Source organism: Pseudomonas sp. PDM03, from assembly GCF_014852385.1.
GTDB classification, from domain to species: domain Bacteria; phylum Pseudomonadota; class Gammaproteobacteria; order Pseudomonadales; family Pseudomonadaceae; genus Aquipseudomonas; species Aquipseudomonas migulae.
Genome location: NZ_JACVBM010000003.1, coordinates 93,577 through 120,044 on the forward strand (window position 1 = coordinate 93,577; position 26,468 = coordinate 120,044).

Genomic DNA, 26,468 nt, shown 5'->3' on the forward strand with positions numbered 1-26,468 from the left:
TGGCGGCCGGTAAAAAAAGGGGCATTGCCAACTCGCTTTCACTGTATATAATCCCAGTCACTGTATAAAAAGACAGAGCGATCAATATGCTAAAGCTGACGCCACGCCAAGCCGAGATTCTGGCCTTCATCAAACGCTGCCTGGAAGACAACGGCTACCCGCCGACCCGCGCGGAAATCGCTCAGGAACTGGGTTTCAAGTCGCCCAACGCAGCGGAAGAACACCTCAAGGCGCTGGCTCGCAAGGGTGCGATCGAGATGACGCCGGGCGCATCCCGCGGCATTCGCATCCCTGGTTTCGAAGCCAAGGCCGACGAATCCACCCTGCCCATCATTGGCCGAGTGGCTGCCGGTGCACCGATCCTTGCCCAGCAGCACATCGAAGAATCCTGCAACATCAACCCAGCCTTTTTCCATCCTCGCGCTGACTATTTACTGCGCGTTCATGGCATGAGCATGAAGGACGTGGGTATTTTCGACGGTGACCTGCTGGCCGTCCATACCACCCGCGAAGCCCGCAACGGCCAAATCGTGGTGGCGCGGATCGGCGACGAAGTAACGGTCAAACGCTTCAAGCGTGACGGCAGCAAAGTCTGGTTGATTGCAGAAAACCCTGAATTCGCCCCTATCGAAGTGAACCTGAAAGATCAGGAACTGGTGATCGAAGGCTTGAGTGTCGGCGTCATTCGCCGCTAAAGGAGGCTTTATGCAGTTCCCACACACATCACAGCAAGCCCAACTGCCGTTGTTCGAGGCGTTCATGGTGCAGCCGATGGCACCGATTCTGAAGGATGTGGTCGAGTCGCCCTGGAGCGCCGAACCTGAAGTTTTCAGTGAGCTGTCATTGCGTGGTGCGGCCGGGAACTGCCTGAGCCTTCTGGCACCGATCCTCAGGGAACTGAGCGAGGATCAGGATGCACGCTGGCTGACATTGATCGCCCCGCCGGCCAGCCTGACACAAACCTGGCTTCGAGACGCTGGCCTGAATCGTGAACGCATTCTGTTGCTGCAACCGCGCGGCACCCAGAGCGCACAACAGCTGACCTGCGAAGCGTTGCGTCTGGGTCGCAGCCACACTGTCGTCAGCTGGCTCAATCCACTGAGCACCACATCACGGCAACAGTTGATCAGCGCCGCCCGGACCGGGGACGCACAAAGCCTGAACATTCGACTGGGTTAAACGAAGCACGCATTGAACTGCGCGGGGCTTCTCCAAGGATAGAGAAGCCGGTCTGTAGCTGTATCAGGAAAAAGCGACGAACGGGATCAATGAAGGACCCGTGAGCTCTCATCCGTATTGAAATCACCTTCAACCAAGCGGCCAGCCATCTGAACGCCGACGCTCAACATCGCCTTGGCGACTTCCACGTGCTGGCCCTGCAGGAACGCTTTGGCATCCTCAGAGAAATCCAAAGTAACCAGAGAACCCTCGTCCTCGGCCCTGCGCAGCTCGATTCGGCCGTCTGGTAACTCGACAATTTCTAGAAAGGACGTTGGCATAAAGGTCTGTTCTCCACGAAAGGCGGCGATTATATAGGCATCGGACAGGCTTCGCTCAGGATCTTGACCAGATGCCATTACGAAGAGACATTTCTCACAACACTCATCCCTGAAACGGACAGCCCGTCGGCCCCTCCGTTAAACACTCAATCCTTCAGCACTCGTTCAACCCTTCGCGAAAACGAATCGCCAGGCCTTTCAGGTTCTGACGCCAGCTCTCCAACTCCTCCCGACTCAGCTCTTCCGGCGAATCTTCTTCATCCAGATTAACGGCCAGGATCAACGGCTGTGTCACGTCGCCCTTGGGTTTGTGCGGTGCACGCGGCGGCTGGAACAACGCAGCATGAGCCGACAGCAGCTTGGCCAGCCAGGTTTCCGGGTTTTGCGCCAACTCGACCATCTCGGCCATTTCGGGAATGGCAATGGCTTCCAGCACTTCCCGAGTCAGCAACATCTCCGCCCGAGGCGCATTGGCCTGAGGCAAGCGATAGAAACCGGCAATTTCATGGCACAGCCCCAGCAACGCACCGTACAAGTGAAACAACGCCGATTCGCGCCCGGCCTGAATAAGCGCCAGGGAGTTCATCGCCCGCCCCTCTTCTGCCTTGGCAAGCGCTTCCAGCGACAGGCCGGCGAAATAAATCTTCTGATTGGTACGGGTATAGAGTTCGTGGGCCATGACGGCAGCCTCCACAACGAAATAATTGCTTCACACAGGTCAGACAGTGTCGTGGATCACCCAAGCACACCGCAAGCCCAAAACAAAAAGGCCGCATGAAAACCCGAGGGTTGTCATGCGGCCTTTTAATTACAGCGCTGTTTAAGCTTTGGCTGCCGGGCGCTTGTCTTCAACCGTCCACTTGCCGCCGTCGTAATACGCTTTCCAGCCAGTCGGCTTACCGTCGACTTCCGTCTGCACGTACTGCTCTTTGGTCTTGCGGCTGTAACGGATCACGGCAGGGAGACCGTCCGGGTCCTTTTTCGGCGCTTCACAGAGGAAGTGGTACTTCGGATCGATCTCATCCTTGTGCGGGATGATCTCCATGACCAGCGGCGCACGGGTCTCGCGGTTTTTCGGGAACTGGCTGGCGGCCAGGAACAGGCCGGAAGCCCCGTCGCGCAGGATGTAGGTGTCGTTGACCTTTTCGCATTTCAGCTCAGGCATCTTCACCGGATCCATCTTCGGCGGCGCAGCATCACCGCTTTTCAGCAGTTTGCGGGTGTTCTTGCACGTTGCGTTGGTGCAACCGAAGAACTTGCCGAAACGGCCCGTCTTGAGCTGCATCTCGCTGCCACACTTGTCGCATTCCAGGCTCGGACCTTCGTAGCCCTTGATGCGGTAAGTGCCCTCTTCGATTTCGTAGCCGTCGCAGTCCGGGTTGTTGCCGCAGATGTGCAGCTTGCGCTTCTCGTCGAGCAGGTAAGCGTCCATCGCCGTGCTGCAGATCGGGCAACGATGCTTGCCACGCAGCACCAGCGATTCCGACTCACCCTCGTCGTCCGCGGCGATTTCATCACCCGGCACCAGGTTGACGGTAGCCTTGCAGCGCTCCTTCGGCGGCAGGCTGTAACCCGAGCAACCGAGGAACACGCCGGTCGATGCGGTACGGATCTGCATCGGACGGCCACAGGTCAGGCACGGAATGTCGGTCATCACCGGCTGGTTGGCACGCATGCCGCTTTCCGGGCTTTCGGCCACTTCGAGCTTCTTCTTGAAGTCGCCGTAGAACTCGTCCAGCACGTTTTTCCAGTCGCGTTCGCCTTGGGCCACGTCATCGAGATTCTCTTCCATGCCGGCGGTGAAGCCGTAGTCCATGAGATTGGAGAAGCTCTCGGACAGGCGCTCGGTGACGATGTCACCCATCTTTTCCGAGTAGAAACGACGGTTGTGCAGCGCTACATAGCCACGGTCCTGAATGGTCGAAATGATCGCCGCGTAGGTCGAAGGACGACCGATACCGCGTTTTTCCATTTCTTTCACCAGGCTCGCTTCCGAGTAACGCGCCGGCGGCTTGGTGAAGTGCTGGGTCGGATCAAGCTTGATCAGCTTCATCGCGTCGCCCTGGGCCATGTCCGGCAGCACGTCGTCATCACCAGGCTTGGCGATTTGCGGCATGACGCGGGTGTAACCGTCGAACTTCAGGATACGGCCCTTGGCGCGCAGCTCGAAATCGCCGGCACCGACGGTGACCGTGGTCGACAGGTATTGCGCCGGCAGCATCTGGCAGGCGAGGAACTGGCGCCAGATCAGCTCGTAAAGCCGCTCTGCATCACGCTCCATGCCCGACAGCTTGCTTGGCTCGGTGTTGGCGTCAGACGGACGAATCGCTTCGTGAGCCTCTTGTGCGCCTTCCTTGCTGCTGTAGACGTTCGGGGTTTCCGGCAGGTACTTCTTGCCGAATTCGCCTTCAATATACGTACGCGCCATTGTCACGGCATCGGCCGAGAGGTTGGTGGAGTCGGTACGCATATAAGTGATGTAGCCGGCTTCGTACAAGCGCTGGGCCATCATCATGGTTTTCTTCACGCCGAAGCCCAGGCGGTTGCTCGCGGCCTGCTGCAGGGTGGACGTGATGAACGGTGCCGACGGCTTGCTGCTGGTCGGTTTGTCTTCGCGCTTGACGATGCTGTAGCTGGAAGCCTTGAGCTTCTCCAGCGCAGCCATGGCCTGGGCTTCGTTCAGCGGCTTGAACGCTTCACCCTTCTCGCGGGCCACGTCGAAACGCACGGTAGCGCCCTTGGCAGTGCCGAGGTCAGCATGGACTTCCCAGTACTCTTCCGGGATGAACGCGCGGATTTCACGCTCACGCTCCACCACCAGCTTCACGGCAACCGATTGCACGCGACCGGCGGACAGGCCACGGGCGATCTTGGCCCACAGCAGCGGCGAAACCATGTAACCCACCACGCGGTCGAGGAAACGACGCGCCTGCTGGGCGTTGACACGGTCGATGTCCAGCTCGCCTGGTTTGGAGAAGGCTTCCTGAATCGCTTTCTTGGTGATTTCGTTGAACACCACGCGCTTGTAGCGGCTGTCGTCACCACCGATGGCTTCGCGCAGGTGCCAGGCAATGGCTTCCCCCTCGCGATCCAAGTCGGTTGCGAGATAGATGGTGTCAGCATCCTTGGCGAGCCGGCGCAGCTCTTCGATAACCTTTTCCTTGCCCGGGAGGATCTCGTACTTGGCTTTCCAGCCATGATCGGGATCGACACCCATGCGCGAGACCAGCTGCTTGCGCGCTTTCTCTTTAGGCGAGAGCACCGGACCTTCACCCGCAGCGGCTTTGCCGCGCTTGGCGGCTGGCTCTTTGCTGGCGCTAGCCGAACCGCTGGTGGGCAGGTCTCGGATATGGCCGATACTCGACTTCACCACGTATTGGTTACCCAGATACTTGTTGATGGTCTTGGCCTTAGCCGGGGATTCCACAATGACCAGCGATTTGCCCATGGATCAGAAAATTCCTGAATTCTAGAAGTGAAAGGCGGTTGGCGCCTGACGCGGCACCGCTATATATAGTGGCTACAAGGTGAGGTCAAGCGCAGGGTTCTGCGCGCTCTCAGCTTATGGCTTGGTAAAAAGGCTCGGTTCGGCTTGCACCAAAGCAAAGCGTGGCACCTGTTCACCGTCAACCTCGACCGACTCCAGGAACATGCTCAAGGGGCGCACCCAAAAGCCGTAATCGCCATACAGGGCTTGGTAGAAGACCACTTCTTCTTCCGTTTCCGAATGCCGCGCAATACTGAATACGCGGTACTGCGGACCTTTGTAATGTTGGTAGAGCCCAGGTTGTATCGGCATGGTTTGGCCCTCACTCAAATTTTTTCAAAATAAAAACAAAATAAATCCGAAAAAACAAAAACCGGGGCACTTGGCCCCGGCTTCCGTCAACGGAACGCTTAAACGCGTTCGAAGACGGTGGAGATGCCTTGGCCGAGACCAATGCACATGGTGGCTACCCCGAAGGTGCCGCCATTTTGCTTCATCACGTTCAGCAAAGTGCCGGAGATACGCGCACCGGAGCAACCGAACGGGTGACCCAGGGCGATCGCGCCGCCGTGCAGGTTAACCTTCTCGTTCATCTTGTCGAGCACTTTCAGATCTTTCAGCACTGGCAGGGCCTGTGCGGCGAAAGCTTCGTTGAGCTCGAAGAAGTCGATATCGTTGATGCCAAGGCCCGCGCGCTTCAGTGCTTTCTGTGTTGCCGGTACTGGACCATAGCCCATGATTGCCGGATCCACACCTGCCACTGCCATCGAACGAATCACCGCCAGAGGCTGGATACCCAGATCCTGTGCACGCTGCGCCGACATCACGATCATGCACGAAGCACCATCGGTGATTTGCGACGAAGTACCGGCTGTCACGGTGCCACCCTTCGGGTTAAACGCTGGCTTCAACGCCGCCAGGCTTTCCAGGGTAGTTTCCGGACGAATGGTTTCGTCGTAGTCGAACAGTTTCAGGAAACCGTTCTCGTCGTAGCCCTGCATCGGGATGATTTCGTCTTTGAACTTGCCTTCCACAGTCGCCTTGTGGGCGAGCTGGTGGGAGCGCACGCCGAAAGCGTCCTGCTGTTCGCGAGTGATGCCGTGCATTTTGCCCAGCATTTCAGCGGTCAGGCCCATCATGCCCGAGGCTTTCGCCGCGTACAGCGACATGTGCGGGTTCGGATCGACACCGTGCATCATGCTCACGTGGCCCATATGCTCGACGCCGCCGACGACGAACACGTCACCGTTGCCGGTCATGATCGCTTGCGCAGCAGTGTGCAGAGCGCTCATCGACGAGCCGCACAGGCGGCTGACGGTCTGGCCGGCAGCGGTGTGCGGGATCTGAGTCATCAGCGACGCCATGCGAGCGATGTTCCAGCCCTGCTCCAGGGTCTGGTTCACACAGCCCCAGATCACGTCTTCGACTTCGTTCGGGTCGACCTTGACGTTGCGTTCCAGCAATTTGCTGATCAGGTGTGCCGACATATCTTCAGCACGGGTGTTGCGGTGCATGCCGCCCTTGGAGCGGCCCATCGGAGTACGACCGAAGTCGACAATCACGACGTCTCTTGGATTCAAGCTCATAAAATTTCACTCTCGCTCAAAAGTTGGGACGCTTAACCGAAGAACCGTTGGCCGGTTTTGGCCATTTCACGCAGTTTTGCGGTCGGGTGGTACAGCGCGCCCAAATCAGCGTACTGGTCAGCCAGGGCAACGAACTCGGCAACACCGATCGAATCGATGTAGCGCAGCGCACCGCCACGGAATGGAGGGAAACCAATACCGTAGACCAGACCCATGTCGGCTTCGGCAGCGGTTTCGACGATGCCGTCTTCCAGGCAACGCACGATTTCCAGGCACAGCGGGATCATCATCCAGTTGATGATGTCTTCGTCAGTCACTTCGCGCTGTTCAAAGACGATTGGCTTGAGCACTTCCAGCACCGACGGGTCGGCAACTTTCTTCTGCTTGCCCTTCTTGTCGGTCTCGTAGGCGTAGAAGCCTTTGCCATTCTTCTGGCCCAGGCGCTTGGCTTCGTAGAGCACGTCGACAGCCGAACGGCGGTCGTCTTTCATGCGGTCCGGGAAGCCTTCAGCCATTACGTCGCGACCGTGGTGGCCGGTGTCGATGCCGACCACGTCCATCAGGTACGCCGGGCCCATCGGCCAGCCGAATTTTTCCATGACCTTGTCGATACGGACGAAGTCCACACCGGCGCTGACCAGCTTGGCGAAGCCGCCGAAGTACGGGAACAGGACGCGGTTGACCAAGAAGCCCGGGCAGTCGTTGACGACGATCGGGTTCTTGCCCATTTTCTTGGCGTAGGCAACGGTAGTGGCAACGGCCAGCTCGCTGGACTTCTCGCCACGAATCACTTCAACCAGCGGCATCATGTGCACCGGGTTGAAGAAGTGCATGCCGACGAAGTTTTCCGGACGCTTGAGGGCTTTGGCCAGCAAGGTGATGGAAATGGTCGAGGTGTTGGACGCGAGGATGGTGTCCTCTTTGACCTTGTCTTCCACTTCAGCCAGCACAGCCTGCTTGACCTTAGGGTTCTCGACGACCGCTTCAACCACCAGATCCACGTGACCGAAGTCGCCGTAGGACAGGGTCGGACGAATGCCGTTGAGCACTTCGGCCATTTTCGCCGCGGTCATGCGACCTTTATCAACGCGACCGACCAGCAGCTTGGCGGCTTCAGCCAGGCCTTGCTCGATGCCGTGTTCGTTGATGTCTTTCATCAGGATCGGCGTGCCTTTGGAGGCCGACTGATAAGCGATACCGCCACCCATGATGCCGGCGCCCAATACGGCAGCCTGCTTCACGTCTTTGGCGATTTCGTCGTAGGCCTTGGCCTTTTTCTTCAGTTCCTGGTCGTTCAGGAACAGACCGATCAAGCTCTGCGCGGCAGAGGTCTTGGCCAGTTTGACGAAACCGGCGGCTTCGACTTCCAGCGCTTTGTCGCGACCGAAGTTCGCGGCTTTCTGGATGGTCTTGATCGCTTCGACCGGTGCCGGGTAGTTCGGGCCAGCCTGGCCTGCCACGAAACCTTTGGCGGTTTCGAAAGCCATCATTTGTTCGATGGCGTTCAGCTTCAACTTTTCCAGCTTCGGCTGACGCTTGGCCTTGTAGTCGAACTCGCCGGAGATGGCGCGTTTGATCAGTTCCAGAGCGGCTTCCTGCAGTTTCCCAGGCTCAACCACTGCATCGACGGCGCCGACTTTCAGCGCGTCTTCAGCACGGTTTTCCTTACCGGCGGCAATCCACTCGATGGCGTTGTCGGCACCGATCAGGCGCGGCAGGCGCACAGTGCCGCCAAAACCCGGGTAGATGCCCAGTTTGACTTCCGGCAGACCGATCTTGGCCGTGACGGACATGACGCGGTAGTCCGCCGCCAGGCACATTTCCAGACCGCCACCCAGGGCGATGCCGTTGATCGCGGCGACAGTCGGGACGTTGAGGTCTTCGAAATCGCTGAAAATCTTGTTGGCTTCGAGGTTGCCAGCGACAAGCTCTGCATCAGGCAGCTTGAAGTTCTCGACAAATTCGGTGATGTCGGCGCCGACGATGAACACGTCCTTGCCGCTGCTGACGATCACACCCTTGATCGAAGCATCTGCCTTGATGGTGTCTACGGCCTGACGCAGTTCGTTCAGGGTTAGACGGTTGAACTTGTTGACGGACTCACCCTTGAGGTCGAATTTCAATTCGACGATGCCACTTTCAAGAGCCTTAACCGTGATGGCTTTACCTTCGTAAATCATCAACTGATCTCCACGATATGGAAGCTGAACAGTACACGTCGGAAGCAGGCGAATGGCTTGGCAGTGACGTTTATCGTCGATGCTACGCCAATCCACCCGGCACACCCGCCAACGCGATAGTCGGGATTCTGTAGGAGCGATCTGAAATACAAACGCTCAATTCATACGCCCGTTTGATTTGGGTACGTCACCTTCACGGAATTTCCGACAATTGTCAATCGCCCAAAACACGGGTTGAAACGCGACTTTCCGGTCATTTCCGTAACACGAAGACCTGCAACACCCGGCTGCATGTGAGGCCATTCATAGAATCAATAGTTAGAAAAGTCGCCCTAATTCACGGCAGCCTTTGCTTAACGGGCTACGCTGGGCGGGAGATTGAGGAAAAAATATGAACGCGTCGGCGAATGCCCGGCGTAAGATCAGCGCACAGCGAATTACCGGCCTGCCTGGCCAACTCCAGCCCGATGTTGAATGTCGGGCTTTTTATTGCCTGCCCGTTAACCAAAATCCTGTAGGAGCCGGCTTGCTGCGGGCGGCGTTCCGACGATCCAGACGCCGCGGTTCGCCAGATAAACCGCGTTGCCTGGATCGCCAGCAAGCCGGCTCCTACAGGGATCGGGGGTCAGGCGAGGGCTTTGAGGGTTGCATCGATTTGTTGCAAAACTGTCGCTTCGCCCTTCTCGCCCCAGTACAACGTGATCATCTGCTTGTCCGCTTCGACCTTGTAGACGTTGGCCGGCAACTTTTCGAAATGAATCAGCAATGCCGGATCCTCGCAGACCTCCTGCCATTGATTCACCCAAACGCCCGGCGACTTTTGCCAATAACTCCAGCACGCAGGCTGATTGCCGCGACGCGGTCGATGGTACTGCGCGCAAGGGCTCGGCGGTTCCTGACTCAGCCAGTGCGGCCACTCCTGAGGCGCCAGTTGCATGGCCAGCCCGATGCGTCGCGCCTCCATGCGCAGGGCCATGCGGCCGCTTTGCCCACGGGACGGACGCAACCACGCCAGCGGACTGAGAACCACCAACAGGATTGACACCACTATCCAGACCGTCATATCTGTACTCCCGATTCTTGATGAGCGCTTTGAGTCACTTTGAAAACACTGCGCTTGAAACCAGCCATACTTACCAATATTGCAATCCTCAGGAGGAGCACCTCATGCCCTACAACCACATTCTGGTCGCTGTAGACCTGACCGAAGAGTGCGACCCTGTCATCCACCGAGCTCGCGAACTGTCGGTGAGCAACGGCGCGAAATTGTCCCTGGTGCACATTGTCGAGCCGATGGCCATGGCCTTTGGCGGCGACGTGCCGATGGACCTTTCCCAGTTGCAGCAGCAACAGTTCGATCAGGCCAAGGAACGTCTTGACCGGCTGATCGTGAAGTACCCGGAACTGTCCAAAGAGTACAGCCACCTGACCTACGGCCAGCCACGCCAGGAGATTCATCACCTGGCCAAAGAGCAGACCTGCGACCTGATCGTGGTGGGCAGCCATGGCCGGCATGGCCTGGCATTGCTGCTGGGCTCCACCGCCAATGACGTACTGCACGGCGCACCTTGCGACGTACTTGCCGTGCGCCTGCAAAACAAAAGCTGATAACCGATCCTTGTAGGAGCCGGCTTGCTGGCGATCACGGTGCATCAGTCGACATCAATGCCAGCTGACAAACCGCGATCGCCAGCAAGCCGGCTCCTACAAGGGATCGCATACGAAAAGCCCGGCGTTCATCACTGAACGCCGGGCTTTTTTATTGCAGGATCAATCAGGCATCCAGCTCGGCCCAACGCTCGACCATCACGTCGAGCTCAGCCTGCAACTGCTCCAACTGAGCGATCACCGCGGCCGTCTCGGCAGCAGGACGCTGATAGAAGCCAGCATCGGCCATCTGGGCCTCAACGACGGCGATCTGCTGCTCCATGGCTTCGATCTGGCCCGGCAACATTTCCAGCTCACGCTGCAACTTGTAGCTGAGTTTCTTCTTCGCCACCGGCGCTTCGACCGCCGCCGCAATCGGTGCAGGCTCAGCCGTCACGACCGCCGACGTCAGGTCGGCCTTGCCGGACTTGCTCTCGGTCACGCCCAGCAGGCGCGGCGAACCGCCCTGACGCAGCCAGTCCTGATAACCACCGACGTATTCGCGAACCTTGCCTTCACCTTCGAAGACCAGCGTGCTGGTGACCACGTTATCGAGGAATGCCCGGTCGTGGCTGACCATCAGCACGGTGCCATTGAAGGTCAGCAGGACCTCTTCCAGCAGTTCGAGTGTTTCCACGTCGAGGTCGTTGGTCGGTTCGTCGAGGACCAGCAGGTTGGCCGGCTTGCTGAACAGTTTCGCCAGCAACAGACGCGCACGCTCACCACCTGACAGCGCCTTGACCGGCGTGCGGGCACGCTGAGGGCTGAACAGGAAGTCGCCGAGATAACTCAGCACGTGACGGCTCTGACCATCGATGTCGATGAAGTCGCGACCTTCGGCCACGTTGTCGATCACGGTCTTTTCCAGGTCCAGCTGATGGCGCAACTGGTCGAAGTACGCCACGTCGATGCGCGTACCCTCTTCCACTTTGCCGCTGGTCGGTTGCAGACCGCTGAGCATCAGCTTCAGCAGCGTGGTCTTGCCGGTACCGTTGGCGCCGAGCAGACCGATACGGTCGCCGCGCGTCAGGACCATCGAGAAATCCTTGATCAGGAACGGGCCGCCCGGATGCGCGAAACTCACGTTCTCGAGGACCATCACCTGCTTGCCGGACTTGTCAGCGGTGTCCAGCTGAATGTTGGCCTTGCCGGTGCGCTCACGACGCTCGCTACGTTCAACGCGCAATGCTTTCAGTGCACGGACGCGACCTTCGTTACGGGTGCGACGGGCCTTGATGCCCTGGCGGATCCAGACTTCTTCCTGGGCCAGTTTCTTGTCGAACAACGCGTTGGCGGTGGCCTCGGCGGCCAGCTCGGCTTCTTTGTGCACGAGGAAACTGGCGTAGTCGCCGTTCCAGTCGATCAAGCCACCGCGATCCAGTTCGAGAATGCGGGTCGCGAGGTTTTGCAGGAAGGAACGGTCGTGCGTGATGAACAGCACGGCGCCCTGGAAATCCTTCAGCGCTTCTTCGAGCCAGGCAATCGCACCGATGTCCAGGTGGTTGGTTGGTTCGTCGAGCAGCAGCAGATCCGGCTCGGACACCAGTGCCTGCGCCAGCAGGACGCGACGACGCCAGCCGCCGGACAATTCGGCAAGGGTCTTGTCGGCCGGCAGTTGCAGACGGCTGAGGGTGCTGTCGACCAGGGTTTGCAAACGCCAGCCATCGCGGGCTTCGAGGTCGTGCTGGACGTGCATCAGCTTGTCCAGGTCGGCGTCGGTGACGATGTTCTGGCTCAGGTGGTGATACTCGGCAAGCAGCGCACCGACACCGTCCAGGCCTTCAGCCACTACGTCGAACACGGTCCGCTCGTCGGCTACCGGCAATTCTTGCGGCAATTCGCCAATCTTGAGGCCGGGTGCGCGCCACACGGAGCCGTCGTCAGGCTTCTGGTCGCCCTTGACGAGCTTCATCATGCTGGACTTGCCAGTGCCGTTGCGGCCGATGATGCACACCCGCTCACCACGGGCGATCTGCCAGGACACCTTGTCCAACAACGGCATAGCGCCGAAAGCAAGGGACACATCGCTGAATTTGAGCAGGGTCATGAGCTTCTCCAAAAACCGGGCGCGCATTCTACCTGACTTGAGGCTTCATAAGGCCGGCAATTTCACCTTCGGGGCACTCTGCATGACAAATGTTGCGAACTGATGCTGACAGGCCCGCAAAGCTTTCGCCGGTTGCTGGCAAAAGGCTAAGCTACAGATTATTCAGTGCGGGCATGCCTCGCACTTGTCATGATTTCTCTGCCCGGACGTCTCATGCGCAGTCGCCTTTTCAGTCTTTTATCCTGCTTTCTTCTCTCTGCCACTGCCGTTCAAACTGCCCAGGCGGTGGACCTGTCCACTCAACGCCAGTATTACGATGAAGCCAAGCGCGCCCTGGCCAAGGGTGATACCGGCCCGTACTTCCGTTATAGCAAGGCGCTCAGCGACTACCCGCTGGAGCCGTACCTGGCCTATGACGAACTGACCGCACGCCTGAAAACGGCGAGCAACGCCGAGATCGAAAAATTCCTCGCCGAACACGGTGACTTGCCGCAAGCCAACTGGATGAAATTGCGCTGGTTGCGCTGGCTGGCTGATCGCGGCGAATGGGCGACCTTCGTCAAGTACTACGATCCCAAGCTGAATTTCACTGAGCTGGACTGCCTGAACGCGCAGTACCAGATCGGGCACAACCTGAAATCCGAAGGCTACGCCAACGCCAACAAGCTCTGGCTGACTGGCAAATCCCTGCCTGCGGCGTGCGACGGCTTGTTCGGAGTCTGGGCTGCCGAAGGCCAACTGACCGAACAGAAACGCTGGGAACGCACCAAGCTTGCCGCCCAGGCGCGCAACTATCCGCTGGCCAACAGCCTGGTCAACGGCCTGACCACCCTCGCCCCTCGCGGCCGGTTGCTGGTGGACGTGGCGCAGAAACCCGAACTGCTCAACCAGCCGTCGCGCTTCACGCCAGCTGACGAACCGATGTCCGACATTGTCAGCCTCGGCCTGCGCCGCCTGGCCAAGCAAGACCCGGACAAGGCCATGGCGTTGCTCGACGGTTACGCCAGCAGCATGCATTTCTCCCGGGACGAAAAAGTCGCGATCGCCCGGGAAATCGGCCTGACCCTCGCTCGCCGTTTCGACAGTCGCGCGCTGGACGTGATGACCAAGTACGACCCGGAATTGCGTGACAACACCGTGTCCGAGTGGCGCTTGCGCCTGCTGCTGCGCCTGGCCCGCTGGGACGATGCCTATCAGTTGACCCGCCGTTTGCCTCAGGACCTGGCGACCACCAACCGCTGGCGTTACTGGCAGGCCCGCAGCCTGGAACTGGCGCAACCGCAGAACCCGGAGGCGCAGACGCTTTATAAAGGCCTCGCTCGCGAACGTGACTTCTACGGTTTCCTCGCTGCCGACCGTTCGCAGCTGCCTTACTCGCTGAACAACAAGCCGCTGGTATTGAGCCAGGCGCTGATCAACAAGGTTCGCAACACGCCGGGCGTGCGTCGCGCCCTGGAATTCCATGCGCGCGGGCAGATTGTCGATGGGCGTCGCGAGTGGTATCACGTCAGCCGCCACTTCAACCGTGACGAAATGGTCGCCCAGGCCAAACTGGCCTACGACCTGAAATGGTATTTCCCGGCGATCCGCACCATCAGTCAGGCGCAGTATTGGGACGATCTGGACATCCGCTTCCCGATGGCCCACCGCGAAACCCTCGTGCGTGAAGCCAAGGTTCGCGGCCTGCATTCGAGCTGGGTATTCGCCATTACCCGCCAGGAAAGCGCGTTCATGGCCGACGCCCGCTCAGGCGTAGGCGCCAGCGGCCTGATGCAACTGATGCCGGGCACCGCCAAGGAAACCGCACGCAAGTTCAGCATCCCATTGGCCTCGCCACAGCAGGTGTTCGATCCGGACAAGAACATCCAGCTCGGCGCCGCGTACCTCAGCCAGGTGCACAGCCAGTTCAACGGCAACCGCGTCCTCGCCTCCGCCGCCTACAACGCCGGCCCGGGGCGCGTGCGTCAGTGGCTGCGCGGTGCGGATCACCTGAGCTTCGACGTCTGGGTGGAAAGCATCCCGTTCGACGAAACCCGCCAATACGTGCAAAACGTACTGTCGTACTCGGTGATCTACGGCCAGAAGCTCAACTCGCCACAGCCGTTGGTGGATTGGCATGAGCGCTATTTTGATGATCAATAAGCCTGTCTGAGGCGTAAACAAAAATGCCCGCATTGAGAAATGCGGGCATTTTTTTTGGCGCTTCTACCTGGATCTGCACCGTGCTGCAACAAGCTCACCCTGCGCAGTCAAGCGGTAGCGTTGCACCGGGCTACGGGGGGAATCAGGATCAGTCATCTCAATCAAGCCTTCTACCAATGCAGGCTTGAGGTAGTTGGCCCGAAATGTCGCCTTGTGAGCCAATCCGAGCTCTGCCATCAGATCGTTAACCTTCGCGGGAGCGCTTCCACGCAGAGCACGAAGCAGTTTCGTTACTTGGTCGGTTACTTGGTCGGTTACTTGGTCGGTTACCGGCTCGGTTCTAACCGCCTCATCAAGCGCAAGGCTCAACGCTTGCAGCATGAACTCGACAAAAGGCGTCGATTCGGCCATTTGGTCGGCTGCCGATAACGCCGCGTAATAAGCATCCTGCTGCTCCCGAATCACGGCTTCGACCGGCAGATAAGCCAACACCGGGCGCCACCGACTGAGAATCAATGTCTGCCAAAGACGACCCATACGTCCATTGCCGTCTGCGAAGGGATGGATGAACTCGAATTCATAGTGGAAGACACAACTGATAATCAACGGATGCCAATCAGAAGCGCCGAGCCACGCCAGCAAATCATCCATCAAATGCGAAATGCGGCTCGGTGGCGGTGCCATGTGAACCAATTTCTCGCCACGGTAAATGCCCACACCGGCTCGGCGAAACTGCCCACAGTCGTCAATCAAGCCGCCCATCAGTAACTCATGCGCACGAAGCAGATCAACATGACTACTCGGCTGCCAATCCGGCATGGCTTCGTAAGCCGTGAAGGCATTACGCACTTCCTGGATTTCCCGAGGTAATCCCAGCACTCGCTGCCCCGCCAGAACAGCAGTCACCTGCTCGATGCTCAGGGTATTGTTCTCGATCGCCAGTGAAGCCTGAATCGTGCGAATCCGATTACCCCGCCGCAGTTGAGGCGTCTGCCGTCGATCATCCACAGCCGAAAGTTGACCGATCCGCTCACTGATTTCGGCAATCAACGTGAGCATCTTAGTGGTCAGGGTCAACGGTGGTTGATAACGGCTCATATCCTCATCCATGCTCGCACTGAGCTCGACATAATGCCCGAACCCGGCAGTATTCAGCAGCGTTCATTCATGCCGCTTCATGCCCATCACTGAACTGCAACGCCGCCAACCGCGCATACAGTGCATTGCTCGCAATCAGCTCCTGATGCGTGCCCACCGCCACCAGTTTCCCTTGATCCATCACTGCAATCCGGTCGGCGTTTTTAACCGTGGCCAGACGATGGGCGATGACCAGGGTGGTGCGGTTTTTCATCAGGCTGGGCAGGGCTTGCTGGATCAGGTGTTCGCTCTGGGCGTCGAGGGCGCTGGTGGCTTCGTCGAGCAGCAGGATGGGCGCGTCCACCAGCAGCGCTCGGGCGATGGCCAGGCGTTGGCGCTGGCCGCCGGACAAACCGAGGCCTGCGTCGCCCAAATGAGTCTGATAACCGTGGGGCATGGCCTCGATAAAGTCATGGGCGTAGGCGATTTTCGCCGCTTCCTGAACCTGTTCCAGCGTCGCTGTCGGGTTACCGTAGCGGATGTTCTCTTCGATGCTGCCGAAGAACAGCGCCGGGCTTTGTGAAACCAGCGCGAAGCAACGGCGCAAGTCCAATGGATCGAGTTGGGTCAGTGGCACGCCGTCGAGCAGGATGCGTCCTTCGGCGGGATCGTAAAAACGCAGCAGCAGGTCGTACACCGTCGATTTGCCAGCACCGGACGGCCCGACCAGCGCGAGGGTTTCGCCCGCCTTGATGGTCAGATTCAAGCCATCGACGGCGTAGCTTTCCGGACGCGACGGGTAGGAAAAACGCACCTCCTGCAGAACGAGATTGCCCGTCACCCGCTCGGGCAACGTCACCAGGCCAGTCGCCGGTGGCTGGATGATGTTTTCCGAACGAAGCAGTTCGGCAATCCGCTCGGCGGCGCCGGCGGCGCGCTGCAGCTCACCAATGACCTCACTCAACGTGCCGAATGCACTGCCGACAATCAGGCTGTAAAAGACGAACGCCGCCAGTTCCCCCGCTGAAATTCGCCCGGCCATCACGTCCATGCCGCCCACCCAGAGCATCACGCCGACCGCCCCCAACACCAGCACGATCACCAGGGTGATCAGCCAGGCCCGCTGGAAAATCCGTTTGCGTGCCGTGTTGAACGCCTCTTCCACGGTCACGGCAAAACGTTGTTCGTCCTGGGTCTGGTGGTTGTAGGCCTGCACGGTTTTGATCTGGCCCAGGGTTTCGGAAACATAACTGCCGATATCGGCAATCCGGTCCTGACTCAGGCGCGACAGGCTGCGTACCCGGCGACCGAAAATCAGGATCGGCGCAATCACCAGCGGCAAAGCCACAACGACGATGCTGGTGAGTTTGGGGTTGGTGATAAACAGCAACACAATCCCGCCGATCACCATCAGCAGATTGCGCAGGAACAGGGACAGCGATGAACCGATCACTGATTGCAGCAACGTGGTATCGGCGGTCAACCGCGACTGGATTTCGGAGCTACGGTTGTCTTCGTAAAACCCGGGATGCAGATAAACCAGATGATTGAACACCTGACGGCGGATGTCGGCGACCACGCGCTCACCGATCCACGACACCAGGTAGAAACGCGCGAAGGTGCCAATCGCCAGGCCTATCACCAGCAACATGAACAAACCAATCGTCTGGTTGAGCAGGTGCGGGGACTGGGTCATGAACCCCTGGTCCACCAGCAGGCGAATCCCCTGCCCCATGGACAAGGTGATGCCGGCCGTGACGACCAGCGCGAGCAAGGCGCCGAAGGCCTGCCAACGATAGGGCGCGAGAAAAAGGCTGGTCAGGCGAATCGCGCGGCGTTGACGGGCAGAGAGCATCGGGTTCATCCAGTTACACAATTGATAGGGCCAGCCTGACGGTTCAATGGGGTTGAACGCTGTAAATCACAATGAGTCAGGTTAATTATGACCGCGATGACCAGGTCCTAGACGCTATTGGTCTAAAGTCCGGGTGGTAACGTCTTGGTATTTCTGGTGGACTGGTGTGGCCGCTCGGGAAAGATCGCAGGGAGTTGTCATAGCCCGGTCACCTGACGGTTCTACAGTAAGCACACACCTGAAGAGGAGACAGGCCATGTCCTTGCAAAATAGCAGCGATGACAAGATTCAAGTGATCCGCACACAGCCAGATCAGTCTCTGGGTTGCTCAATCATTGACGAAAAAGGCCGCGAAGTACCGATCACTGAGGGCATGATCCAGGACGCTTGCCGCGAACTGGAAAAGCGATTGGTCAAGCCTGCCAAACAAGATTGATATAGCCCCGTCTTCTTGACCCGGCCCTGATGGCCGGTTTTTTTGTGGGTGTTGATCCGGAATTGCGGTGTGGCTGTTCGCGGGCAAGCCACGCTCCTACAGGGTCGGCGCCATTTTCAACATTGCACGGTCCCTGTATGAGCGAGTGGTGCGGCATCCCGACTTGCCCGCGAAGGCGGCCGACTAAATTTCTAGACGGCTGTTGCCCCCAAAGCCGCCACAATCTTCAGCAACTCAGGCGAATCCCCCTCAATCCGCACCCGCAACCCATCAATCTCGCGCCGCGATGGATAATTCTTGCGCAACGCATCAAACGCCGCACGCTGCTCGCTCACACTGCCTACAAGACTGCGGCGGAAATCCGCGTCGTCGCGGCGCGGGTCGTACACGCCACGGCACAACATCGCCAGCGCCCAGGCAGGATCGCTCTCAGCGTTCAAGGTCACCTGCGACAACCACGGTGCCGGCAGCAAATCGCTCAAGCGGACCTGCGCCGGTTGCCCGAGAAAATCGCAGTACGCCTGGTAGATCTGCGCCGTCCCGCGTTGCTTGCCGTCGAGGCTGTAACCGGCAATGTGCGGCGTGGCCAACACGCAGAGCTCGGCCAGTGCCACATCGACCTCAGGCTCGCCCTCCCAGACATCCAGCACCGCTTGCAGGTCTTCGCGTTGCAGCAGCACCTCGCACAGGGCGGCGTTATCTACCACCGGGCCACGGCTGGCATTGATCAGCCAGGCACCGGGCTTGAGCTGGTTCAAACGGTTTTGGTCGAACAAATGCCAGGTCGAACCGGCACCGTGTTTTTTCAACGGCGTGTGCAGGCTGATGACATCGCATTGCTCGATGATCTGCTCAAGGCTGACGAAATCGCCCCCTTCAGCAGCTTGCCGTGGCGGATCGCAGACCAGCACGTTCCAGCCCAGCCCTTGCAGCACCTTGACCAACCGCCCGCCCACTTCGCCGGCACCGACCACGCCGTACGTGCGCAGGGTGAGATCGGTGCCTTCGATTTCGGCGAGGGTCAGCAAACTGCCCAGCACGTAGTCGACCACGCCACGGGCATTGCAGCCGGGGGCGCTGGACCAGGTGATGCCGGCCTGCTGAAAGTAATCGAGGTCGAGGTGATCGGTGCCGATGGTGCAGGTGCCGACAAAGCGCACCTTGCTGCCTTCGAGCAACCCGCGATTGACGTTGGTCACCGAGCGCACCAGTAGCACATCGGCCTGCTCGACGGTGGCGCGGTCGATTGAACGTCCCGGCACCCGTCTGATTTCGCCGAAACCTTCGAAGAAGGCATCGAGCAGCGGAATATTTTCGTCGGCAACAATCAGCATGGCAGGCTCCTTTGGCGGATCGGCAGTGTAGGCGCAGATGACACTTCACGCCTAGCACGCACAATTTGTAGGAGCGAGCCTGCTCGCGAAAAACGCAAGAGCACTGCGGTGATTCAGGCAGCCCTCGTCATCGTTTACGTCCATCGCGAGCAGGCTCGCTCCTACAGGTTTTTGTGTGATTACAAATGGGTAACACAGGACTTTTCCTGACCGTTGCGTCAACGCGTAGAATGCGCCGCCTCGCGCATCAAAACCTTTTGGACGTTTTGCCTTTGAATTCCGTGACTGACCGCCTCGCCGCCATTTCCCTCAATCGCCCCGCCCGGGTTCGTCTCGAGCTGAAGAACCTGCTCGGCCTCGCGCTACCGATCATGATCGCGCAGCTGGCCACCACGGCGATGGGCTTCGTCGATGCGGTAATGGCCGGTCGCGTCGGGCCACGGGATCTGGCGGCGGTGGCGTTGGGCAACTCGATCTGGGTCCCGGTGTTTCTGTTGATGACCGGTACGCTGCTGGCCACCACGCCGAAAGTCGCCCAGCGCTTTGGTGCCGGCACCCACAGCGAAATCGGCCCGATCGTGCGCCAGGCGTTGTGGCTGGCGCTGGTGGTGGGCGTGATGGCGACCGGCATGCTGTTCAGCGCCGAACCGATTTTGCACCTGATGAAGGTCGATCCCGAGCTGATCGGCCCGTGCATGCAATACCTGCACGGTATCGCCAGCGGGCTGCCCGCCGTCGCGCTCTACCATGTGTTGCGCTGTTTCAGTGACGGCCTGGGACGCACGCGCCCGGCGATGGTCCTGGGGTTGTGCGGGCTCGCGCTGAACATTCCGCTGAACTATGTCTTCATTTATGGCCACTTCGGTGTGCCGGCCATGGGCGGCGTCGGTTGTGGCTGGGCCACGGCGATTGTGATGTGGGTGATGGCGCTGGGCATGGCCGGCTGGGAACGCTGGGCGCCGGCGTATCAGTCGAGCCAGTTGTTCAGCCGTTTCGACTGGCCGCAATGGGCGGTGATCAAACGCCTGCTGGGCATCGGCTTGCCGATCGGCATCGCGGTGTTTGCCGAATCGAGCATCTTCGCGGTGATTGCCCTGCTGATCGGCAGCCTCGGCGCCACGGTGGTGGCCGGGCATCAGATTGCACTGAACTTCAGTTCGCTGGTGTTCATGATCCCCTACTCCCTCGGCATGGCCGTGACGGTGCGCGTCGGCCAGGCCCTCGGTCGTCAGGAACCCCGTGAAGCGCGCTTCGCCGCCGGTGTCGGCATGGGCACGGCGCTGGCTTACGCGTGTATTTCGGCGAGCATGATGCTGTTGCTGCGCGAGCACATCGCAACGATCTACACGGCTGATCCGACGGTGATCCGCGTAGCGGCGATGCTGATTGTGTATTCGGCGCTGTTCCAGTTTTCCGATGCGATCCAGGTCACGGCGGCCGGCGCGTTGCGCGGTTTTCAGGACACCCGGGTGACCATGATCCTGACCCTGTTCGCGTACTGGGGCATTGGTTTGCCGGTGGGTTACGCGCTGGGCCTGACCGACTGGCTCGGCACGCCGAGCGGCCCGAGCGGGCTGTGGCAGGGTTTGATCGTGGGCTTGAGTTGCGCCGCGCTGATGCTGTCGATCCGCCTGACGCGCAGTGCACGCAAGCGGATCCGCATCAGTCATTCGGCGGGTTAAGCGAGCTTCTTGCGGATCCAGTAGAGGTAGGTGCCTGCCTCTTCATGCTGCGCAACCAGCTCGTGGTCGAGGAACACGCAGAACTTGGGAATGTCGCGACGGGTCGACGGGTCGGTGGCGATCACCTTGAGCAGGCCGCCGGGCGCCAGGTCACGGATGTGCTGGTGCAGCATCATCACCGGTTCCGGGCAGTTGAGGCCAGTGGCGTCGAGGGTGCCGTCTACCGGCGTATCAAGCATTTCACTCATGATTCACTCCTGAAACTGGCCGGCATTGTCGCGCATTACCGGGTGTTCGGTCATCTGTGGCATGACGCCATACCTGTAGGAGCCGGCTTGCTGGCGATCCAGACACCGCGGTGATTCAGATACACCGCGTAACGCGCTATCGCCAGCAAGCCGGCTCCTACACGGGTTGTGTACATCAGCGGGACTTGGGTTTTTTCACGTCCAGGCGGCGCAGGTGGCACGTCACTTCTTCGCGGTCGTGATACAGCTGCTTGCAGCCGATTTCGACGCGAATCCCGCGCTCCTTGAAACCGTCGGCAATGCGCTCCAGCAAGCGTTTCACTTCGGCGTAACGCTGCTTCATCGGCAGCTTGAGGTTGACCACCGCTTCGCGGCAATGCCCTTCGCCAATCCACTCTTCCAGCATCGCCGCGTTGCGTGCCGGTTTCTCGACGATGTCGCAGACCATCCAGTCCACAGGCTGCCGTGGCTTGAAGGTGAAACCGTCAGCCATCAAATGCTGCACCAGACCAGTGTCCATCAGGCTTTCAGCCATCGGGCCATTGTCGATGGCGGTCACCAGCATGCCACGATTGACCAGTTGCCAGGTCCAGCCACCCGGCGCCGCGCCGAGGTCGACGCCGGTCATGTCGCTGTGCAGACGCTCGTCCCACTGATCGCGCGGGATGAAATGGTGCCACGCCTCTTCCAGCTTCAACGTCGAACGGCTCGGCGCCTCGCGTGGAAACTTCAGGCGCGGAATGCCCATCGGCCACATGGCCGAGTTGTTCGACTCGGCCAGGCCCATGAACACTTCGCGACCACTCTTGAACGTCAGCAGCAAACGCGGCTTGTTCGCATCTTCCACCAGTTTGCCGGCCGCCATCAGCGCCTTGCGCAGGTGCACTTCGAATTTCTTGCAGAAGTTCGACAGCTCTTTGCCGTCGTTGGTGTCGACCATTTCCAGCCACAGGCTGCCGCACAGCGGGAAATCCGCCATGTGCGCGAGAATCACGCTGATGCGATCGGTTTCCGGCAGGTCGATGAAAATCCCGCGCGCCCATTGGCGCGGGAAGATCAGCTCGGCGAAACGCTGACCGCGCATCAGGCGCTCGGCGCCGTCTTCTTCGGTGCAGATGAATTCGGCGCAGGCGCTGGCGGTTTTTGCCTTGGCATAACCGGCCACGTTCAGCCGTGCGGCGTGTTCAGAAATCTCGGAACAGACTTCGCCTTCGAAGCCCGGCCGGCAATGCATAAAGAGGGTGTTCATTCTTACTCCTGGGCAGTTGGCGAAGAATTCAGCCACTGCGCGATGCCCAGACTTGCGTTGAAGCAAAGCCTGTCACGAAAACCGGCGCATGATAGCCGACTTCGGAACCTCGGGCTTATCGATAGAGTCCAGTTATTAGCCAGCTACTTAAAACAGGGCTAGGTTTAATGCTCTGTCCGTCCCCTCAGTCCGTAGCCGTGCGGACTTTAAGGAGTGATCGTAATGCCGTCCCTCGATAGCCTGAAAACCCTTAAAACCCTGCAAGTCGACGACAAGACCTACCATTATTTCAGTCTGCCCGATGCCGCCAAAAGCCTCGGTGATCTCGACAAGCTACCGATGTCGTTGAAAGTGCTGCTGGAAAACCTGCTGCGCTGGGAAGACGAAAAAACCGTGACCGGCGCCGACCTGCGAGCGATTGCCGCCTGGCTCAAGGAGCGCCGCTCCGACCGCGAGATCCAGTACCGCCCCGCCCGCGTCTTGATGCAAGACTTTACCGGCGTTCCCGCCGTGGTCGACCTCGCCGCCATGCGCGCCGCCATGGCCAAGGCCGGCGGCGACCCGCAGCGGATCAATCCACTGTCGCCGGTGGACCTGGTGATCGACCACTCGGTGATGGTCGACAAGTTCGGCAGCGCCAGCGCCTTTGAACAGAACGTCGACATTGAGATGCAGCGCAACGGCGAGCGTTACGCCTTTCTGCGCTGGGGCCAGAGCGCCTTCGACAACTTCAGCGTGGTGCCGCCGGGCACCGGGATTTGCCATCAGGTGAACCTCGAATACCTCGGCCGCACGGTCTGGACCAAGGATGAAGACGGCCGCACCTATGCGTTCCCGGACACGCTGGTCGGCACCGACTCCCACACCACCATGATCAACGGCCTCGGCGTCCTCGGCTGGGGCGTCGGCGGGATCGAAGCGGAAGCGGCGATGCTCGGCCAGCCGGTGTCGATGCTGATTCCGGAAGTGATCGGCTTCAAACTCACCGGCAAATTGAAGGAAGGCATCACGGCCACCGACCTGGTGCTGACCGTGACCCAGATGCTGCGCAAGAAAGGCGTGGTCGGCAAATTCGTCGAGTTCTACGGCGACGGTCTCGCCGACCTGCCGCTGGCCGACCGTGCGACCATCGCCAACATGGCCCCGGAATATGGCGCTACGTGCGGCTTTTTCCCGGTGGATGACATCACTCTGGATTATCTGCGCCTGTCCGGTCGTCCACTTGAAACCGTGAAACTGGTCGAGGCCTACAGCAAGGCGCAAGGCCTGTGGCGTCTGCCGGGCAAGGAACCGGTGTTCACCGACAGCCTGGCGCTGGACATGCGCAGCGTCGAAGCCAGCCTCGCTGGGCCGAAACGCCCACAGGACAGGGTGTCGTTGCCGAATGTTGCGCAAGCATTCAATGACTTCACCGACCTGCAATTCAAACCTACCAGCAAGGAAGAAGGTCGCCTCGAAAGTGAAGGCGGCGGTGGCGTTGCGGTGGGCAATGCCGACTTGGCCGGTGAAGCCGACTACGATTTTGAAGGTCAAACCTATCGCTTGAAAAACGGCGCGGTGGTCATCGCCGCAATCACCTCCTGTACCAACACCTCCAACCCGAGCGTAATGATGGCCGCCGGCCTGGTGGCAAAAAAAGCCGTGGAAAAAGGCCTCAAACGCAAACCGTGGGTGAAAAGCTCGCTCGCTCCCGGTTCCAAAGTGGTGACCGACTACTACAAGGCTGCCGGGCTGACGCAATACCTGGATCAACTCGGTTTCGATCTGGTCGGTTATGGCTGCACCACCTGCATCGGCAACTCCGGGCCCCTGCCGGAGCCGATCGAAAAAGCCATCCAGAAAGCCGACCTGACCGTCGCTTCGGTGCTGTCGGGCAACCGCAACTTCGAAGGCCGCGTGCATCCGCTGGTGAAAACCAACTGGCTGGCCTCGCCGCCGCTGGTCGTCGCGTTTGCGCTGGCCGGCACGGTGCGCATTGATATCAGCAGTGAGCCATTGGGTGACGACAAGGACGGCAACCCGGTTTACTTGCGGGACATCTGGCCAAGCACCCAAGAAATCGCCGACGCGGTGAATCAGGTCAACACCGCGATGTTCCACAAGGAATACGCCGAAGTGTTTGCCGGCGACGAGCAATGGCAGGCGATTGAAGTGCCTCAAGCGGCGACTTATGTCTGGCAGGACGATTCGACTTACATCCAGCACCCACCGTTTTTCGACGACATCGGCGGACCGCCGCCCGTGGTCAAGGACGTCGCGGGCGCACGGGTCCTTGCGCTGCTCGGCGACTCGGTGACCACCGACCACATCTCCCCCGCCGGCAACATCAAGACCGAGAGCCCGGCCGGCCATTACCTGCGCGAGAAAGGTGTGGAGCCGCGGGACTTCAACTCCTACGGCTCCCGTCGCGGCAACCATGAAGTGATGATGCGCGGCACCTTTGCCAACATCCGCATTCGCAACGAGATGCTCGGCGGCGAGGAAGGCGGCAATACGATTTACATTCCTACCGGGGAAAAACTGGCGATCTATGACGCGGCCATGCGTTACCAAGCCTCGGGCACGCCGCTAGTGGTGATTGCCGGACAAGAATACGGCACCGGTTCGAGCCGCGACTGGGCGGCCAAGGGCACCAATCTGTTGGGCGTGAAAGCGGTCATCGCCGAAAGCTTCGAGCGGATTCACCGCTCCAATCTGGTCGGCATGGGCGTGCTGCCCTTGCAGTTCAAGCTGGATCAGAACCGCAAGAGCCTGAACCTGACCGGCAAGGAGACCCTGGACATTCAAGGCCTGAGCGGCGTCGAGCTGACGCCGCGAATGAACCTGACGCTGATCATCACCCGTGAAAACGGCAGCCGCGAGAAGATCGAGGTGTTGTGCCGGATCGATACGCTGAATGAAGTCGAGTACTTCAAGTCAGGGGGGATTTTGCATTACGTGCTGCGACAGTTGATTGCGTCGTAAGTGTTTGCAGAAAAAGACACCGCCTTCGGGCGGTGTTTTTGTTTGTGGGGTGTATGTCCCTATAATCGCCGCGCTTTTATATACCGGACACCACACCACTGTAGGAGCGAGCCTGCTCGCGATGGGGCCGTAACATCCAATATCAGTGCCGCCTGACACTCCGCCATCGCGAGCAAGCTTGCTCCTACAAGGGACCGAGGCGACCCGCAGAATTTCGAACACAAGGACTTCAGATGTTTGCTTTGCCATGGACCTTCCTGGCCCTGCTCTCCCTCGGTTATGCCATGGCGCTGTCCTACGGCCATCTCGGCTGGCTGGCGCTTATCTCGGTCGCATTGCTGTTGATCGCCGGTTTCGCCGTGCGTCAGCAACAGGTCCGGGTCGGTCATTACCTCGGTCACGGCCTGTTTATTTTCATGGCGCTGGCACTGGCGATGCACTGGCTTCCCGGCTTCTACAACGGTCGAGGTATCAATCCGCATCGTATTACCGACGATGCCGTACCGTTTGCGCTGTACCTGAATCTGGACAAACCGCTGATTGGTTTCTGGCTGTTGCTGGTCTGCCCGTGGATTGTCGGCCGGCACTCGCTGCGGCTTTCCATTCCCGCCGCGCTGCTGGGGCTGACACTGAGCAGCGTGCTGGCATTGGGTGGCGCGCTGTTGTTGGGTGTGATCAGTTGGGCCCCGAAATGGCCTGATCAGGCCTGGCTGTGGCTGTTCAACAATCTGTTGCTGGTGACGCTGGTGGAAGAAGCGCTGTTTCGCGGCTACCTTCAGGGCGGCCTCAGCCGGCACTTTAAACACCTGCCTTATGGTGAAAACCTGGCGCTGCTGCTTGCCTCGCTGTTGTTTGGCCTGGTGCATGCGGGCGCTGGCTGGCAATGGGCGTTGCTGGCGAGTCTGGCAGGTGTCGGCTATGGTCTGGCCTACCGTTTCGGCGGGTTAGGTGCGGCCATTGCCACGCATTTCGGTTTGAACCTGCTGCATTTCAGCCTGTTCACCTATCCGATGCTGGCGGGCTGACGCAACGGTC

The 26,468-nt window shown here is 59.5% G+C and carries 21 protein-coding genes; 8 read left to right on the forward strand and 13 right to left on the reverse strand.

Annotation, left to right across the window (positions count from 1 at the left end; translation table 11 throughout):
* The first annotated feature begins 86 nt into the window (after nt 1-86).
* Both lexA and sulA read left to right on the forward strand, forming a co-directional pair.
* The gene (lexA, locus tag IB254_RS07305) at nt 87-695 is read left to right on the forward strand and encodes a transcriptional repressor LexA (protein ID WP_007944149.1); all 609 of its coding nucleotides are present in this window, start codon (nt 87-89) and stop codon (nt 693-695) included.
* A 10-nt stretch (nt 696-705) separates the two neighbouring features.
* Nucleotides 706-1,179 carry an SOS-induced cell division inhibitor SulA gene (gene sulA, locus IB254_RS07310; protein ID WP_008028477.1) on the forward strand — a complete coding sequence of 158 codons (474 nt, stop codon included), beginning with the start codon at nt 706-708 and terminating at the stop codon, nt 1,177-1,179.
* An 86-nt stretch (nt 1,180-1,265) separates the two neighbouring features.
* On the opposite strand, the gene IB254_RS07315 is transcribed toward sulA, so the two are convergent.
* The 7 genes from IB254_RS07315 to IB254_RS07345 all read right to left on the reverse strand — a co-directional run bounded on the left by IB254_RS07315 (nt 1,266) and on the right by IB254_RS07345 (nt 9,815).
* On the reverse strand, nt 1,266-1,499 hold the full coding sequence (locus tag IB254_RS07315) for a hypothetical protein (protein WP_008028479.1): 234 nt from the start codon (nt 1,497-1,499) through the stop codon (nt 1,266-1,268).
* 154 nt (nt 1,500-1,653) lie between these two features.
* Nucleotides 1,654-2,178, reverse strand: coding sequence for a DUF6586 family protein (locus IB254_RS07320; protein WP_008028481.1), 525 nt, complete (start codon nt 2,176-2,178; stop codon nt 1,654-1,656).
* 141 nt (nt 2,179-2,319) lie between these two features.
* Nucleotides 2,320-4,947: a type I DNA topoisomerase gene (gene topA / locus IB254_RS07325; protein ID WP_008037710.1), complete on the reverse strand. Its 2,628-nt coding sequence runs from the start codon at nt 4,945-4,947 to the stop codon at nt 2,320-2,322.
* Nucleotides 4,948-5,061: 114 nt separating this feature from the next.
* Complete coding sequence (locus IB254_RS07330) at nt 5,062-5,298, reverse strand: DUF1653 domain-containing protein (RefSeq protein ID WP_008028485.1); 237 nt, start codon at nt 5,296-5,298, stop codon at nt 5,062-5,064.
* Nucleotides 5,299-5,396: 98 nt separating this feature from the next.
* Nucleotides 5,397-6,572 (reverse strand): acetyl-CoA C-acyltransferase FadA, encoded by a 1,176-nt coding sequence (gene fadA / locus IB254_RS07335; protein ID WP_008028488.1) that lies wholly within the window; start codon nt 6,570-6,572, stop codon nt 5,397-5,399.
* A 32-nt stretch (nt 6,573-6,604) separates the two neighbouring features.
* Nucleotides 6,605-8,752 carry a fatty acid oxidation complex subunit alpha FadB gene (gene fadB, locus IB254_RS07340; RefSeq protein ID WP_192416887.1) on the reverse strand — a complete coding sequence of 716 codons (2,148 nt, stop codon included), beginning with the start codon at nt 8,750-8,752 and terminating at the stop codon, nt 6,605-6,607.
* A gap of 625 nt (nt 8,753-9,377) precedes the next feature.
* Nucleotides 9,378-9,815, reverse strand: coding sequence for a hypothetical protein (locus tag IB254_RS07345; RefSeq protein ID WP_008028493.1), 438 nt, complete (start codon nt 9,813-9,815; stop codon nt 9,378-9,380).
* 104 nt (nt 9,816-9,919) lie between these two features.
* On the opposite strand from IB254_RS07345, the gene IB254_RS07350 reads away from it, so the two are divergent.
* Nucleotides 9,920-10,360 (forward strand): universal stress protein, encoded by a 441-nt coding sequence (locus tag IB254_RS07350; protein WP_008028495.1) that lies wholly within the window; start codon nt 9,920-9,922, stop codon nt 10,358-10,360.
* Between the two features lie 166 nt (nt 10,361-10,526).
* Here IB254_RS07350 and IB254_RS07355 read toward each other — a convergent pair whose 3' ends face one another.
* Entirely contained in the window at nt 10,527-12,446 is a 1,920-nt protein-coding gene (locus IB254_RS07355; RefSeq protein ID WP_192416888.1) for an ATP-binding cassette domain-containing protein, read from the reverse strand.
* 213 nt (nt 12,447-12,659) lie between these two features.
* Between IB254_RS07355 and IB254_RS07360 the strand changes: the two genes are divergently transcribed.
* Nucleotides 12,660-14,588 carry a transglycosylase SLT domain-containing protein gene (locus IB254_RS07360; RefSeq protein WP_192416889.1) on the forward strand — a complete coding sequence of 643 codons (1,929 nt, stop codon included), beginning with the start codon at nt 12,660-12,662 and terminating at the stop codon, nt 14,586-14,588.
* A gap of 63 nt (nt 14,589-14,651) precedes the next feature.
* Here IB254_RS07360 and IB254_RS07365 read toward each other — a convergent pair whose 3' ends face one another.
* Nucleotides 14,652-15,686: a Fic family protein gene (locus tag IB254_RS07365; RefSeq protein WP_192416890.1), complete on the reverse strand. Its 1,035-nt coding sequence runs from the start codon at nt 15,684-15,686 to the stop codon at nt 14,652-14,654.
* 67 nt (nt 15,687-15,753) lie between these two features.
* Nucleotides 15,754-17,529 (reverse strand): ABC transporter transmembrane domain-containing protein, encoded by a 1,776-nt coding sequence (locus tag IB254_RS07370; RefSeq protein ID WP_192416891.1) that lies wholly within the window; start codon nt 17,527-17,529, stop codon nt 15,754-15,756.
* Nucleotides 17,530-17,776: 247 nt separating this feature from the next.
* Between IB254_RS07370 and IB254_RS07375 the strand changes: the two genes are divergently transcribed.
* A complete protein-coding gene (locus tag IB254_RS07375) occupies nt 17,777-17,956 on the forward strand; it encodes a PA1571 family protein (protein WP_008037721.1) in 180 nt (59 codons plus the stop codon).
* 191 nt (nt 17,957-18,147) lie between these two features.
* Here the strand turns inward: IB254_RS07375 and pdxB are convergent, their stop codons facing one another.
* Nucleotides 18,148-19,290: a 4-phosphoerythronate dehydrogenase PdxB gene (gene pdxB, locus IB254_RS07380; protein ID WP_192416892.1), complete on the reverse strand. Its 1,143-nt coding sequence runs from the start codon at nt 19,288-19,290 to the stop codon at nt 18,148-18,150.
* 272 nt (nt 19,291-19,562) lie between these two features.
* Here pdxB and IB254_RS07385 point away from each other — a divergent pair, with 272 nt between their 5' ends.
* Entirely contained in the window at nt 19,563-20,972 is a 1,410-nt protein-coding gene (locus tag IB254_RS07385) for an MATE family efflux transporter (RefSeq protein ID WP_192416893.1), read from the forward strand.
* Here IB254_RS07385 and tusA read toward each other — a convergent pair.
* Both tusA and rlmM read right to left on the reverse strand, forming a co-directional pair.
* Nucleotides 20,969-21,220: a sulfurtransferase TusA gene (tusA, locus tag IB254_RS07390; RefSeq protein WP_054054315.1), complete on the reverse strand. Its 252-nt coding sequence runs from the start codon at nt 21,218-21,220 to the stop codon at nt 20,969-20,971. The genes IB254_RS07385 and tusA overlap by 4 nt on opposite strands.
* A 175-nt stretch (nt 21,221-21,395) precedes the next feature.
* Entirely contained in the window at nt 21,396-22,469 is a 1,074-nt protein-coding gene (gene rlmM, locus IB254_RS07395; RefSeq protein WP_192226279.1) for a 23S rRNA (cytidine(2498)-2'-O)-methyltransferase RlmM, read from the reverse strand.
* Between the two features lie 222 nt (nt 22,470-22,691).
* Between rlmM and acnA the strand changes: the two genes are divergently transcribed.
* A complete protein-coding gene (acnA, locus tag IB254_RS07400; RefSeq protein ID WP_192416894.1) occupies nt 22,692-25,433 on the forward strand; it encodes an aconitate hydratase AcnA in 2,742 nt (913 codons plus the stop codon).
* Nucleotides 25,434-25,666: 233 nt separating this feature from the next.
* Entirely contained in the window at nt 25,667-26,458 is a 792-nt protein-coding gene (locus IB254_RS07405) for a CPBP family intramembrane glutamic endopeptidase (protein ID WP_192416895.1), read from the forward strand.
* Nucleotides 26,459-26,468: the final 10 nt, after the last annotated feature.